The organism is Streptomyces sp. S07_1.15, from assembly GCF_020739505.1.
Taxonomy (GTDB): Bacteria; Actinomycetota; Actinomycetes; order Streptomycetales; family Streptomycetaceae; genus Streptomyces; species Streptomyces xinghaiensis.
Genome location: NZ_JAJBZK010000001.1, coordinates 293,252 through 307,359 on the forward strand (window position 1 = coordinate 293,252; position 14,108 = coordinate 307,359).

Annotated in this window: 9 protein-coding genes; 6 read left to right on the top strand and 3 right to left on the bottom strand. The window is 73.8% G+C overall.

What is annotated here, in order from left to right; translation table 11 throughout:
* The first annotated feature begins 1 nt into the window (after position 1).
* Complete coding sequence (locus LIX60_RS31665; RefSeq protein WP_227956806.1) at positions 2–2,665, top strand: multicopper oxidase domain-containing protein; 2,664 nt, start codon at positions 2–4, stop codon at positions 2,663–2,665.
* Between the two features lie 237 nt (positions 2,666–2,902).
* On the opposite strand, the gene LIX60_RS01370 is transcribed toward LIX60_RS31665, so the two are convergent.
* Positions 2,903–4,195, bottom strand: coding sequence for a TIGR04053 family radical SAM/SPASM domain-containing protein (locus LIX60_RS01370; protein ID WP_227956807.1), 1,293 nt, complete (start codon positions 4,193–4,195; stop codon positions 2,903–2,905).
* Between the two features lie 212 nt (positions 4,196–4,407).
* Between LIX60_RS01370 and LIX60_RS01375 the strand changes: the two genes are divergently transcribed.
* The 5 genes from LIX60_RS01375 (at position 4,408) to LIX60_RS01395 (ending at position 11,995) form a co-directional block, all read left to right on the top strand.
* Positions 4,408–8,103, top strand: a complete 3,696-nt coding sequence (locus LIX60_RS01375) for a nitrate reductase subunit alpha (protein WP_227956808.1) — start codon at positions 4,408–4,410, stop codon at positions 8,101–8,103.
* 73 nt (positions 8,104–8,176) lie between these two features.
* Entirely contained in the window at positions 8,177–9,730 is a 1,554-nt protein-coding gene (gene narH, locus LIX60_RS01380) for a nitrate reductase subunit beta (RefSeq protein WP_227956809.1), read from the top strand.
* Positions 9,727–10,539 (top strand): nitrate reductase molybdenum cofactor assembly chaperone, encoded by an 813-nt coding sequence (gene narJ, locus LIX60_RS01385; RefSeq protein ID WP_227956810.1) that lies wholly within the window; start codon positions 9,727–9,729, stop codon positions 10,537–10,539. The genes narH and narJ overlap by 4 nt, the downstream gene beginning before the upstream one ends.
* Complete coding sequence (gene narI / locus LIX60_RS01390; RefSeq protein ID WP_019706506.1) at positions 10,536–11,318, top strand: respiratory nitrate reductase subunit gamma; 783 nt, start codon at positions 10,536–10,538, stop codon at positions 11,316–11,318. Before narJ ends, narI begins: the two co-directional genes overlap by 4 nt.
* Entirely contained in the window at positions 11,315–11,995 is a 681-nt protein-coding gene (locus LIX60_RS01395) for a vitamin K epoxide reductase family protein (protein ID WP_227956811.1), read from the top strand. Before narI ends, LIX60_RS01395 begins: the two co-directional genes overlap by 4 nt.
* A 185-nt stretch (positions 11,996–12,180) precedes the next feature.
* Here LIX60_RS01395 and LIX60_RS01400 read toward each other — a convergent pair whose 3' ends face one another.
* Both LIX60_RS01400 and LIX60_RS01405 read right to left on the bottom strand, forming a co-directional pair.
* Positions 12,181–13,380 (bottom strand): globin domain-containing protein, encoded by a 1,200-nt coding sequence (locus LIX60_RS01400; protein ID WP_227956812.1) that lies wholly within the window; start codon positions 13,378–13,380, stop codon positions 12,181–12,183.
* A gap of 221 nt (positions 13,381–13,601) precedes the next feature.
* On the bottom strand, positions 13,602–14,078 hold the full coding sequence (locus LIX60_RS01405) for a pyridoxamine 5'-phosphate oxidase family protein (RefSeq protein ID WP_019708232.1): 477 nt from the start codon (positions 14,076–14,078) through the stop codon (positions 13,602–13,604).
* Positions 14,079–14,108 lie beyond the last annotated feature (30 nt).

Consider the following 14,108-nt stretch of genomic DNA (forward strand, 5'->3'; position numbering starts at 1 on the left):
GGTGAACGCCCTCGTGGCGGGCTGGCTCGGCCTGTTCGTCGTCGGGGTGTTCGTGCACCCGTTCGTGCCGGTGGCCCGCTGGCTGCTGGTGCATCTGCTGCTGCTCGGCGCGGTCAGCAACGCGATCGTCATCTGGTCCGGCCACTTCGCGGCATCGGTGCTGCGGCTGCCCGAGGCCGACCGGGGCGCCCCGGCGGCGTGGCGGCTCGGGGTGCTCAACGCGGGAGCGGTCGCCGTGGTCGCCGGCATGGTGGCCGGGATGTGGCCGGTGGTCCTGGCGGGCGGCGGCGCGGTCGGGGGCGCCGTGCTGGCGCACGCGGTGTGGCTGGTGCGGCTGCTCAAGCGGGCGCTGCCCGCGCGGTTCTCCATGACGGTGCGCTACTACGTCGCCGCCTCGTCGATGCTGCCCGCGGGTGCCGTCCTGGGTGTTCTCATGGCGCGCGGCGGCCACCCGGACGAGCTCGCGGCGCGGATGCTGGTGGCCCACGAGTTCGTCAATCTGCTCGGCTGGGTCGGCCTGACCATCGCCGGAACGCTGATCACCCTCTGGCCGACCATGCTGCGCACCCGGGTCGCCGACGGGGCCGAGCGGGCCGCGCGGCGCGCCCTGCCCCTGCTGGTCGCCGGACTGGCCCTGGCGGCGGCCGCGGCGCTGGCCGGACCGCCGCCGGCCGCCGCGGCCGGGGTGCTGCTGTACGCGGAGGGGCTGGTGCTCGCGGGCGCGCCCTGGCTGCGCGAGGCCCGGGGGAAACCGCCGCGTGCCTTCGCCCCCTGGTCGGTGGCGCTCGGGTGCGTCTGGCTGGCCGGGTCGCTGGTCGCCCTGGCGGCCGTCCTGGTCACCGCTCCGTCGTGGGCCGCCGTCGCGGAGCGCACGCCCGCGCTGACCGCCCCGCTCGCCGCCGGGTGGATCGCGCAGGTGCTGCTGGGCGCGCTCAGCTTCCTCGTGCCGGTGGTCCTCGGCGGCGGGCCCGCCGCCGTACGGGCGGCCACCGCCGGTCTGGAGGGCGCCTGGGCGGCCCGGCTGACCGCGGGCAATGTGTCGCTGCTGCTGTGCGTGCTGCCGGTGCCCTCGACCGTCCGGGTCGTCTGTTCGATGGTGCTGCTGTGGGTGCTGGTGCACTTCCTCGTGCTGCTCGTCCGCACGGTGCTGCGGAGCCGGAAGGCCCGCCGCTCCCCCGCTCCGGACGGACCCGCGCCCGTTCCCGCGCCGCTCCCCGGACCCCCCGCCGGCCCGGACCGGCACCGGCTGCTCGGCGGGGTGGCGGCCGGGCTGGCCGTCGTGGTGCTGGCCGTGGCGGGCGGCGCGGCCCTGGACACCCGTTCGCTGCCGGTCCTCGCCACCTCCCCCGCGGCGACCGAGGACGGCGGCGAGGTCACGCCGACGGGCGAGACCACCACCGTCGAGGTGACGGTGAAGAACATGCGGTTCACCCCCGCGGACGTGGACGTCCCCGCCGGGGACCGGCTGGTGGTGGAGTTCCGCAACACCGGCACCGACCAGCACGACCTGGTGCTGGAGTCCGGCAAGCGCACCGGGCGGCTGGCGCCCGGTGACCGGGAGACGCTCGACGCGGGCGTCATCGGCCGTGATCTGGAGGGCTGGTGCTCGGTCGTGGGGCACCGACAGATGGGCATGGTCTTCGCCGTGAACGTCACGGGCGGCGGCACGGACGGCGACGGGACCGCCGCCGGCGGGAAGGACTCCGGGGACCCGGCGGGCTCCGGCCACACCGGGCACACCGGGGGCGGTGCGGACACGCCGGCGAGCGGTGCCGCGGAGGACTTCGACCCGATGGCGGAGCCCGCCGAGGGGTTCGAGGCCCGGGACGCCGTGCTCCCGCCCGCCGCCGGCGGAACGGAACCCCGCACCCACCGGCGCACGCTCACCGTGCGGGAGACGGAGCGCGAGGTGGCCCCGGGCGTCCGGCAGACGCTGTGGACCTTCGGGGGCACCGCGCCCGGTCCCGTGCTGCGCGGACGGGTCGGCGACACCTTCGAGATCACGCTCGTCAACGACGGCTCGATCGGGCACTCGATCGACTTCCACGCCGGGGCGCTGGCCCCGGACCGGCCGATGCGCACCATCCAGCCGGGCGAGTCGCTGACCTACCGGTTCACCGCCGAGCGCAGCGGGGTGTGGATGTACCACTGCTCGACGATGCCGATGTCCGCGCACATCGCCAACGGCATGTTCGGCGCGGTGGTCATCGATCCGCCGGATCTGCCGGAGGTCGACCGCGAATACCTGCTCGTGCAGTCCGAGTCCTACCTCGGGGCGCAGGGCGGGACCGCCGACATGGGCAAGATCGCGGCGGAGAAGCCGGACGCGGTCGTCTTCAACGGCTATGCCAACCAGTACGCGCACGACCCGCTGACCGCGCGCGTCGGCGAGCGGGTACGGGTCTGGGTGCTGGCGGCCGGGCCGAACCGGGACACCGCCTTCCACGTCGTCGGCGGCCAGTTCGACACCCTGTACGAGGAGGGGAGTTACCGCCTGCGGCCGGACGACCCGGGCAAGGGCGGCGCCCAGGTCCTCGGCCTGGCCCCCGCCTCGGGCGGCTTCGTCGAACTGGCCTTCCCCGAGGCCGGCAGCTATCCGTTCGTCTCGCACCGGATGACCGACGCCGAGCGGGGCGCGAAGGGGGTGTTCGAAGTCCGGCGCTGACCGGGGAGCGGGAGCCGGGGCACATACCGGGACACGGGCCGGGGCGGTGCGGACACGCGGAGGTCCGTACCGCCCCGGCTCATGGCGTCACGCGCCGTGCGTCACACGCCGTGTGTGGTGCGTCATGCGTGGTGCGCTCGTTCGTGCCGCGTCATGCGGGCGGGGCGGTACGCGCGGTTTCCGGCGCGCGCCGCCCCGCCACCGCCCGTCCCGGCCCGCGGGCCGTTCCGTTCCGTCTCAGCCGGCCGGGGGCAGGAACTCCGCCAGGTCCTCCTGGTACGGGAAGGAGCCCGGCCGGTAGCCGCACCACGGCTCCTCCGCGTACGGGTCGCCGGTGACCCCGTAGGCGCGCGAGCGCGAGCCGCCGCAGACCCGGCGGAACTCGCAGGCGCCGCAGCGGCCGCCCAGCCGGTCCGGGTCGCGCAGGCCGGTGAAGAGATCGGACTCCCGGTAGATCGTGGCCAGGTCGTGCTCCCGCACGCTGCCCGCGCCCAGCGGCAGGAAGCCGCTGGGGTGCACGGTCCCCAGGTGCGAGACGAAGACGAAGCCGCGCCCGGCGTTGACGTCCAGCGGCGGGCGGCGGGCGTTGCGGACGGCGGTGTGCAGCCCCAGTTCCCGGGAGCGGTCCCGCAGCTTCTCGTACAGCGGGCCGAGCCCGAGCACGGCCACGTGGTCGGCCTCCCGGCGCTCCAGCACCCGGCGCTGGAGCACCACCCGCCGGAAGTGGTGCGCCTCCGTGGTCTTGGCGGGCACGGTCAGTCCCACGTCGTACACGAAGTTGAGGACGTCCTCGGCCTCCTCCGGGGTCAGGGCCTCCAGCAGCCGGCCGCGCCCGGTGGGCACCAGGAAGAAGGCGCTCCACAGCATCGCCCCGTGCTCCCGCACGAGGGCCACGACGTCGGGGAGGTCCAGCAGATTGCCGCGGTTGACGGTGGTGTTGACCTGGACCTTCATCCCGAGGCTCCGGGCGGTGTCCCAGGCGTCCAGGGTCCAGCGGAAGACGCCGGGCACGCCGCGGAAGCCGTCGTGCAGTTCGGCGGTGGAGCCGTCCAGGCTGAGCGAGAGGCCGGTGCAGCCCGCCTCGCGCAGCGCGGTCAGGTTCTCCGGCGTCAGGGTCGGGGTGCCGGACGGCGAGACGGCCATCGGCACGCCGAGCGAGGTGCCGTACGCGACGAGGTGCCGCAGGTCGGGCCGCTGGAAGGGATCGCCGCCGGTGATGACGAAGAGCGGCGCCGGGCGGCCGAACGCGGCCACCTGGCGGAGCAGTTCCTCGGCGGCCTCGGTGTCCAGCTCGCCGGGGTTGCGCCGGGTGACGGCCTCGGCCCGGCAGTGCAGGCAGGCCAGCGGGCAGGCCCGGGTGGACTCCCAGATCACGATGAACGGCCGCTCGGCGACGTTCTGGTGCTGTCTGCGGAGCGCGCGGGGGCCGTGCGCCGGAGCGCGGCCGGGTGCGGGCGCGACGGCCGCGCCCGCCCCGCCGGCCGGTGCGGCGCCGGGCACGCTGCCGCCGGCCGGTCCGTGATCGGTCATGGTTCGGTCCCTCCTGGAAGGCATCCGGCCCAGCATGCTCACCGCCCGCCTCCCGCGGCAGCGGCCGTCCGGGGGCCGCCGGCCGGGACCTTGGTCCTCTCCGCGCGGTCCCATCAGGCCCGGCCGGGCCCGTGCCGGAGGACCTACCGGACGTTCCCGGGGGACCATCGGGCCCTGCTGGGGGCACTTGTCCGCGATCTAGTTTCTGGCGCATGGCGAACGAGAGAACCGCAGATCCCGGCGGAGATGCCCCCGGCCGCAACTGGCCCCTGTCCGCACGGCGACTGCTGACGCGCGGTGAGGTGTCCGCGGACGGGCGGGCGGTGTACGGCGAGAACGACCCCCGGTGGGAGGACTTCTACCGGGGCCGCTGGGCGCACGACAAGGTGGTCCGCTCCACCCACGGAGTCAACTGCACCGGCTCCTGCTCCTGGATGGTCTATGTCAAGGAAGGGCTGATCACCTGGGAGCACCAGGCCACCGACTACCCGTCGATCGGTGCCGACTGCCCCGAGTACGAGCCGCGGGGCTGCCCGCGCGGCGCCTCGTTCTCCTGGTACACCTACTCCCCCAGCCGGGTCCGCTACCCGTATGTGCGCGGCACGCTGCTGACGATGTGGCGGGAGGCCCGGAAGCGGCTGGGCGACCCGGTGGCCGCCTGGGCGGAGATCACCGGGGACCCGGCCAAGGCGCGGGCGTACAAGCGGGCGCGCGGCAAGGGCGGGCTCGTCCGCGCCGACTGGGACGAGGTGGCGGAGCTGATCGCCGCCGCCCATGTGCACACCGTCAAGACCTACGGTCCGGACCGCACCGCCGGCTTCTCCCCGATCCCCGCGATGTCCATGGCGTCCTTCGCCGCGGGCACCCGCTTCCTGTCGCTGATCGGCGGCACGCTGCTCTCCTTCTACGACTGGTACGCCGACCTGCCGATCGCGTCCCCGCAGTCCTTCGGCGACCAGACGGACGTCCCGGAGGCGGCCGACTGGTGGAACGCCGGCTATCTCGTGATGTGGGGCTCCAACATCCCCGTCACCCGCACCCCCGACGCGCACTTCCTCACCGAGGTCCGCTACCGGGGCACCAAGGTGGTGGCGGTCGCCCCCGACTACGCCGACAACGTCAAGCACGCCGACGAGTGGCTGGCCCCGCACCCGGGCACCGACGGCGCCCTGGCCATGGCGATGGGGCATGTGGTCCTCAAGGAGTTCCTCGTCGACCGCGAGGTGCCGTACTTCCGCGACTATCTGCGCCGCTACACCGACGCCCCGTTCCTGATCACCCTGCGCGAGCACGGCGGCTCCCTGGTGCCGGACCGCTTCCTGACCGCCGCCGACCTGGGCGAGGGCGGGGAGCACCCCGAGTTCAAGACCGTGCTGCTGGACGAGACCACCGGCGAGCCCGTGGTCCCCGGCGGCTCGCTCGGCTTCCGCTGGGGCGAGCAGGGCAAGGGCAAGTGGAACCTGGAGCTGGGCGACACGGTGCCCGCGCTCACCCTGCAGGAACGCGCCGAGGACCGGGTGGAGGTGACCCTCCCCCGCTTCGACGAGGGCGCGACCGAGGGCGGCTCCTCGATGGTCCGCGGGGTCCCGGTGCGCCGGGTCGGCGGCCGGCTGGTGACGACCGTCTTCGACCTGATGCTCGCCCAGTACGGCGTGAGCCGCGAGGGCCTGCCCGGCCGCTGGCCGACCGGTTACGAGGACGCCTCCGAGCCGTACACCCCCGCCTGGCAGGAGACGGTCACCTCGGTGCCGGCCGTGCAGGCCGCGCGCATCGCGCGGGAGTTCGCCCGCAACGCGGAGCGCACCGAGGGCCGCTCGATGATCGCCATGGGCGCGGGGACCAACCACTGGTTCCACTCCGACACCATCTACCGGGCGTTCCTGGCGCTCACCACGATGACCGGCTGCCAGGGCGTCAACGGCGGCGGCTGGGCGCACTACGTCGGCCAGGAGAAGGTGCGCCCCGTCACCGGGCTGCAGCACCTGGCGTTCGCCTTCGACTGGCAGCGGCCGACCCGGCACATGGCCGGCACCTCCTACTGGTACATGAACACCGACCAGTGGCGGTACGAGGCGTTCGGACCCGAGGAGCTCTCCTCGCCGCTCGGCGAGGGCCGCTTCACCGGCCGGGCGTTCGCCGACTGTCTCGCTCAGGCGGTGCGGATGGGCTGGACCCCGGGCCACCCGGCGTTCGACCGCAACCCGCTCGACCTCGCCGACGAGGCGAAGGCCGCCGGCCGCGACGTCCCCGCGCACGTGGTGGACCAGCTGAAGTCCGGCAAGCTCAAGTTCGCGGCGGAGGACCCGGACGACCCGGCCAACTTCCCGCGCGTCCTCACCGTCTGGCGGGCCAACCTGCTGGGCTCCTCCGGCAAGGGCAACGAGTACTTCCTCCGCCATCTGCTGGGCGCGGATTCCGCGGTGCGCTCCGAGGAGACGCCGCCCGAGGGGCGCCCGAAGGAGGTGACGTGGCACGAGGAGGCCCCGGAGGGCAAGCTCGACCTGATGGTCTCGGTGGACTTCCGGCTGACCTCCACCGGCCTCTTCTCGGACGTCGTGCTGCCGGCGGCGACCTGGTACGAGAAGGACGACCTGTCCAGCACGGACATGCACCCCTTCGTCCACGCCTTCACCCCGGCCATCTCCCCGCCCTGGCAGGCGAAGACCGACTACGACACGTTCCTGGCCATCGCCGACCGGTTCAGCGAACTGGCGAAGGACCACCTGGGTACGCGCACCGACGTCCTCGCGGTGCCGCTCACCCACGACACCCCGGACGAGCTGGCGCAGCCCGGCGGCATCGTGCGCGACTGGAAGACCGGCGCGTGCGAGCCGGTGCCGGGACGCACCATGCCCAAGCTGGTGACGGTCGAGCGCGACTACGCGGCCGTGGCGGACCGGATGCGGGCCGTCGGCCCGCTGCTGGACACCCTGGGCACCACCACCAAGGGCGTCACCGTCCACCCCAACCGCGAGATCGAGGAACTGCGGCGGCGCAACGGCACCGTGCGCGGCGGCGCGGCCGACGGCCGGCCGTCGCTGGCCACCGCCTCCCACATGTGCGAGGCGATTCTCGCCCTCTCCGGCACCACCAACGGCCGCCTGGCCACCGAGGGCTTCCGCGCCCTGGAGGAGCGGACGGGCACGGAGCTGGCGCATCTCGCGGCGGAGCGGGAGGGCGAGCGGATCACCTTCGCCGACACCCGCAGCCAGCCGCGCGCGGTGATGACCTCGTACGAGTGGTCGGGCAGCGAGACCGGGGGGCGGCGCTACTCGCCGTTCACCATCAACGTCGAGCAGCGCAAGCCCTGGCACACCCTCACCGGCCGGCAGCACTTCTTCGTCGACCACGACTGGATGGCCGAACTGGGCGAGCAGCTCCCGGTGTTCCGCCCGCCGCTGGACGCCCGCCGCCACTACGGCGACGAGCACCTGGGCGAGGACGGCCGGGCGGAGGTCACGGTCCGCTATCTGACCCCGCACTCGAAGTGGTCGATCCACTCGGAGTACCAGGACAACGCGTACATGCTGGCGCTCTCCCGCGGCGGCCCGGTGATCTGGATGAGCTCCGCCGACGCCGAGCGCATAGGCGTCCGCGACAACGAGTGGGTGGAGGCGTACAACCGCAACGGCGTCGTCGCCGCCCGGGCCGTGGTCAGCCACCGGATGCCCGAGGGGACGGTGTACATGTACCACGCCCAGGACCGCACGGTGAACGTGCCGAAGACCGAGGTCAGCGGCAAGCGCGGCGGCACCCACAACGCGCTGACCCGGCTGCTGCTCAAGCCGTCCCATCTGATCGGCGGCTACGCCCAGTTCACCTATGCCTTCAACTACTACGGCCCGACCGGCAACCAGCGCGACGAGATCACCGTGATCCGCCGCCGTGCCCAGCAGGTCGACTACTGATGGCCGGCGCACGGACCCCCGCCCCACGGATCGCGGACGCCCGGACCCCCGGCGCCCAGAGCGGAGCAGCACGATGAGAGTCATGGCACAGGTCGCCATGGTGATGAACCTCGACAAGTGCATTGGTTGCCACACCTGCTCGGTGACCTGCAAGCAGACCTGGTCCAACCGGCCCGGGGTCGAGTACGCCTGGTTCAACAACGTCGAGACGAAACCCGGCGTGGGCTACCCGCGCGGCTACGAGGACCAGGAGCACTGGAAGGGCGGCTGGATGCTGGACCGCCGCGGCCGGCTGGTGCTGCGGTCCGGCGGCCGGGTGAAGCGGCTGCTGTCGCTCTTCTCCAACCCCGACCTGCCGTCGATCGACGACTACTACGAGCCGGTCACCTACGAGTACGACACCCTGGTCGACGCCCCCGTGGGCACCCATGTGCCGGTGGCCCGCCCGCGCTCCGTGCTGACCGGCGAACCCACCGCGATCACCTGGGGCCCCAACTGGGAGGACGGGCTCGGCGGCGCCGAGGAGACCGCCGGGGCCGACCCGAACCTCCGCGGCTCGCTCGCCGAGAAGGTGAAGTTCGAGTTCGAGCAGACCTTCATGTTCCACCTCCCCCGGCTGTGCGAGCACTGCCTCAACCCGGCCTGTGTCTCCGCCTGCCCGTCGGGCGCGATGTACAAGCGGGAGGAGGACGGCATCGTCCTGGTGGACCAGGACCGCTGCCGCGGCTGGCGGATGTGCGTCACGGCCTGCCCGTACAAGAAGGTCTACGTCAACCACGCCACCGGCAAGGCGGAGAAGTGCACCTTCTGCTTCCCGCGCATCGAGGCGGGCCAGCCGACCGTGTGCTCCGAGACCTGCGTGGGCCGGCTGCGCTACCTCGGCCTGGTGCTCTACGACGCCGACCGGGTCGGCGAGGCCGCGGCCGTCCAGGACGAGCACGACCTGCTGGACGCGCAGCGCAACGTCTTCCTCGACCCGTCCGACCCGGAGGTGATCGCGGCGGCCCGCCGCGACGGCATCGCCGAGGACTGGCTGGAGGCGGCCCGCCGCTCCCCGGTGTACGCGCTGATCTCCCGGTTCAAGGTGGCGCTGCCGCTCCACCCGGAGTACCGCACGCTGCCGATGGTCTGGTACGTACCGCCGCTCTCCCCCGTGCTCGACGCGGTGGGCGAGGCGGGCGGCAACGCGGACGACCCCGACCACGTGTTCGCCGCCGTGACCCGGCTGCGGATCCCGCTGGAGTATCTGGCGAACCTGTTCAGCGCGGGTGACACCGATGTGGTCGCCGGGGTGCTGATGAAGCTGACCGCGCTCCGCAGCCACATGCGCGCCGTCAACCTCGGCGAGACCGGCGAGGAGGCCGCCCTGGCGGCGGTGGGGCTCGACTCCGTCGAGGCGGAGGACCTGCACCGGCTGCTGGCGATCGCCAAGTACGAGGACCGCTACGTCATCCCCGCCGCGCACAAGGAGGACGCCGCCGCGCTCAGCGCGATGGAGAACCGCTGCCCGGTGGAGAGCTCCGGCGAGGAGCCGGCCGCCGGCGGCAAGGTGATGCTGGGCCTGCCCAGGATCCGGCGCCGGGACGCCGCCCCGGAGACCGGCGGACTGGCGGGAGGAGTGTCATGAGCCCCCTGAACCCGCTGCAAGCGGTCCGCACCCGGATCCGCCCCGCCGCCCGGCGGCCCGCGGACCTCACCCCGGAGGAGCGGGAGACCCGCTGTCTGCTGCTCCGCCTCTGCTCGCTCCTGCTGCAGTACCCGGACGACGAACTGGCCGCCGCCCGGGCCGTGCTCGACAGCTCCGTACGGGCGCTGCCGGACTCCCCGGCGGCCGCCGAGCTGGCGGAGTTCGCCGGCTGGTTCACGGCCACCGGCCCGGACGACCTGCGGCGCCACTACGTCGAGGTGTTCGACCTGCGGCGCAAGAGCAGCCTCTACCTCACCTACTACCTGCACGGCGACACCCGGCGGCGCGGCATGGCGCTGCTGACGCTCGCCCAGTGCTACCGCGCCACCGGCTGGGAGAGCGGCAGCGGGGAGCTCCCCGACCACCTGCCGGTGGTCCTGGAGTACGCCGCGCTGACCGGCACGGCGGCCGGTGAGGCGCCGCTGCGGCGGCACCGGCGCGGCCTGGAGCTGATCCGCCGCTCCCTGGGCGCGGCGGACTCCCCGTACGAGCACGTCCTGGCCGCGCTGCTGTCGCTGCTGCCGCCGGCGACCGACGCGGATCTGCGGGCCGTGGCCGAACTGGCCGCGGCCGGTCCGCCCGCGGAGGACGTGGGCCTGGATCCGTTCGACGGCGGCGTGTTCGCGCCGCCCGGCACCTTCGTGCCCCCGGCGCCGGAGCCGCCCACCCGGGTGCCCGCTCCCGGCCCGGCCGCCGTTCCCTCCACCGACCCGACCGCCGACCCGACCACCAGGGAGAACCTCCGATGACCGTTGCCGGCGGCCAACTCGCCGCTGCCACCACGGCAGGGGACCTCCTGCTGTGGGTGGCCCTCCCCTACGCCGCGCTCGCCGTCTGCCTGGTGGGCCACGTCTGGCGCTACCGCAGGGACCAGTTCGGCTGGACCAGCCGCACCACGCAGTTGCTGGAGCACCGCTGGCTGCGCTGGGGCGGCCCGCTGTTCCACCTGGGCGCCTTCGCGGTGATCGGCGGTCATGCCGTCGGTCTGCTGATCCCGGCCTCCTGGACGGAGGCGGTCGGGATCACCGAGCACATGTACCACGTGACGGCCGTGTGGCTGGGCACGGTCGCCGGGATCGCCATGGTGGCCGGGCTGGGGATGCTCAGCGCCCGCCGGCTGCTCTCCCACCGGATCCGCACCACCACCGACCGTTCCGACAAGGTGCTCTTCCCGGTGCTCGCCGCGACGGTGCTGCTGGGCATCGCGGCGACGGGCGCGCACAACGTCTTCGGCGGCGGCTACGACTACCGCACCACCATCTCGCCCTGGTTCCGCGGGCTGTTCACCCTGCAGCCGCTGCCCGAGGCGATGACGGGGGCGCCGCTGCTGTTCCAGCTGCACGCCCTGTCGGCGCTGCTGCTCTTCGCCGTCTGGCCGTTCACCCGGCTGGTGCACGTGTGGAGCGCGCCCGTCGCGTACCTGTCCCGGCCGTACCTGGTGTACCGGCACCGCGCCCCGGTGGCGCCGGCCGGCCGGCGCGGGACCCCGGCGGGGAACTCCCGGGAGCGGCAGGGGGCCCGGCGATGAGCGCCCGGCCCTCCCCCACCGCGGACTCCGCTCCGGACTCCGCCGCCGGCCGGCCCGCGCCGATGCACGCCCCCGAGGGGGACGGCATCGGCGCGGGCCGTCTCACGGCCGTCGTCATCACCGTGGCGGGCGCCCTCGGATGGCTCGCCTCGTTCGGCCTGGCCCGGGACTCCTGGGCGCTGCTGGAGGACCCGGCCTACGCACCGGCCTGCGACATCAGCCCCGTCATCGGCTGCGGTGACATCGCGCGGACCTGGCAGTCGGAGGCCTTCGGCGGCGTCCCCAACATGCTGTGGGGCCTGGGCGTCTTCGCCGTCGTGGGCGCGCTCGGCCTGGCCCTGCTGGCCGGGGCGCGGTTCCGCCGGTGGCTGTGGCAGCTCCTCCTGGGCGGGTCGCTGCTCGGCGTGGCCTTCGCGCACTGGCTGATCTACCAGTCGCTCTACGTCCTCGGCGAGCTGTGCCCGTACTGCATGCTGATCTGGGTGGTCACCATCGCCCTCTTCTGGACGCTGCTGACGGACGGCCTGCGCAACGGGGTGCTGCCGGTGCCGGAGCGCCGCCGGAAGGCGGCCGAGGCGGTGCTGGACGTGCGCTGGCTGCTGCTCTTCGGCTGGTACGCGGTGATCGCCGTGTTCATCCTGACCCGCTTCTGGTCGTACTGGACGAGCCTCGTCTGAGCCGCGCCGGCCGGCCGTCCACGGGCGCTTCCCGTGGGCGGCCGGCACCGGCGTGCCCGGGACCGGCGTGCCCGGCACCGGCGGCCCACACGGCTGCGCCCCGTCCCCCGCCTGGTCGCGGGGGACGGGGCGCCGGTGTTCGCCGGTGCGCGTCCGGGGAGGGGAACGCCTCCCGGCGGAGCCGGTCAGGCGGCGGCGTCCGCCAGCCACAGGTCCGGGCCGAAGACCTCGTACTTGACGTCACGGGCGGCGACGCCCGCCCGCAGGAGGTCCGTCCGGGCCCCGCGCATGAACTCCAGCGGGCCGCACAGGTACGCCTGGGCACCGGCGGGGATCTCCACCCCGGAGAGGTCCATCAGGCCGGTGCGGTCGCCGGACTCCTCGGCGCCGTTCTCGTACCAGAACAGGGCGCGGGTCGCGGGCAGCTTCGCGGCCAGCTCCAGGGTCTCGCCGCGCAGGGCGTGGTCGCCGGGCGAGCGGTCGGCGTGCAGGACGAGCACCTCCCGCTCGGGCGTGGTGGAGGCGACGTGCGCCAGCATGGCGGCCATGGGGGTCACGCCGACGCCCGCGGAGGCCAGGACCAGCGGCCGGTCGGAGTCCTCCAGGACGATGTCGCCGAACGGCGGGGAGAGCTCCAGCTCGTCGCCGACGCGGACGGTGCCGTGGAGCAGGTTCGACATCTCGCCGTCGGGGGCGCCCTCGCCGTCGACCCGCTTCACGGTGATGCGCCGCTCGTCCTCGCCGGGGGCGGAGGAGAGGGTGTACTGCCGGAGCTGCCGCACACCGTCGGGCATCACCTTGCTGACGCTCACGTACTGCCCGGCGCGGGCCTCGGGAGCGGGGCCCCCGTCGGCCGGGCGGAGCACGAAGGACACCGTGTCGGCGGTCTCCTCGCGGCGGTCGGTGACCCGCCACGTCCGCCAGTTCTGGCCCGGCCGGACGCCCGCGGCCTGGTAGAGCCGCGCCTCCTGGGCGATGAGGGCGCCGGCCATCAGCCAGTAGACCTCGTCCCAGGCGGCGGCCACCTCGGGCGTCACGGCGTCCCCGAGGACGTGGGCGATCGCGCCGAAGAGGTACTTGTGGACGATCACGTACTGGTCGTCGGTGATGCCGACGGAGACGTGCTTGTGGGCGATCCGGTCCAGCAGGGCGTCCGGCCGGCTGTCCGGGTTCTCCAGAAGCCAGGTCGCAAAGGACGCGATGGAACCGGCCAGCGCCTGCCGCTGGGCACCGCTGGCCTGGTTGCCCCGGTTGAACAGCCCGTCGAGGAGGTCGGGGCGCTCGGAGAACATCGTGCCGTAGAAGCGGGTGGTGATCTGTTCCAGCGCCCCGCCGACGGCGGGCAGGGTGGCGCGGACGAGCTCGGCGGACTCGGCGGACAGCACGGCAGCTCCCAGGGGGTGAGGGGAAGGGATTTCCGGCCTCCCGTTCGGGCGGCTCATTCGTGTATAGCAGCCGAAATACGAGGTCAGAGGGGTGATGGGACCTCTGCGGAGCATCTCGGGACGGAGGGCCCGCACACCCGGGCCCAAGGTCCCGGGTACCCCCGGGCACACCAGGGCCGGACGGCACCCCGGGGGGTCGCCGTCCGGCCCTCGTACACCGGCTACGGGATGGTCCAGAGCCCGGCCGCGGACGTCGCGTCGCGGGGCTCGGGCGGGGCGATCAGGTCGGCGTGACTGCCGAGAGCGCGCCCGGTGACCAGTTCCGGTTCGATGAGGATGTAGACGCCGTCGGCGACCGGTCCCCAGGAGTCGGGTCCGACCACCTCCAGCCTCCGGTGCTCCGCGGGATCCGTCACGACATGGGCGATCCCGGTGACGATCACGCTCCAGCCGCTCGACGTGGCCGCGTCGATCTGGTCGGCCTCGAACGCGACCACGGCGCCGTTCACCGATCCCGCCAGCCGGGAGCCGGTCGAGGTGCGGATGATCACCGAGTAGTCGCTGTCGAGGGAGAAGTTGACCGGCAGCACGGCGGGCAGCGCCTCGCTGGTGTAGACGATCCGTCCGATCGGGACGGTGGCCAGCCGCCGCAGACACTCCTGCCGGTCGAGTTGGTGAAAGCCGTTGTCTGGGTGCATCTGTCCATCCTTGGTACGGCGCAGCGGTCC

Bases quoted from the DNA above. Each gene is read 5' to 3' on its own strand.
- LIX60_RS01370 (WP_227956807.1), bottom strand. From the start codon at position 4,195: ATGACCGATCACGGACCGGCCGGCGGCAGCGTGCCCGGCGCCGCACCG.
- LIX60_RS01375 (WP_227956808.1), top strand. From the start codon at position 4,408: ATGGCGAACGAGAGAACCGCAGATCCCGGCGGAGATGCCCCCGGCCGC.
- narH (WP_227956809.1), top strand. From the start codon at position 8,177: ATGAGAGTCATGGCACAGGTCGCCATGGTGATGAACCTCGACAAGTGC.
- narJ (WP_227956810.1), top strand. From the start codon at position 9,727: ATGAGCCCCCTGAACCCGCTGCAAGCGGTCCGCACCCGGATCCGCCCC.
- narI (WP_019706506.1), top strand. From the start codon at position 10,536: ATGACCGTTGCCGGCGGCCAACTCGCCGCTGCCACCACGGCAGGGGAC.
- LIX60_RS01395 (WP_227956811.1), top strand. From the start codon at position 11,315: ATGAGCGCCCGGCCCTCCCCCACCGCGGACTCCGCTCCGGACTCCGCC.
- LIX60_RS01405 (WP_019708232.1), bottom strand. From the start codon at position 14,078: ATGCACCCAGACAACGGCTTTCACCAACTCGACCGGCAGGAGTGTCTG.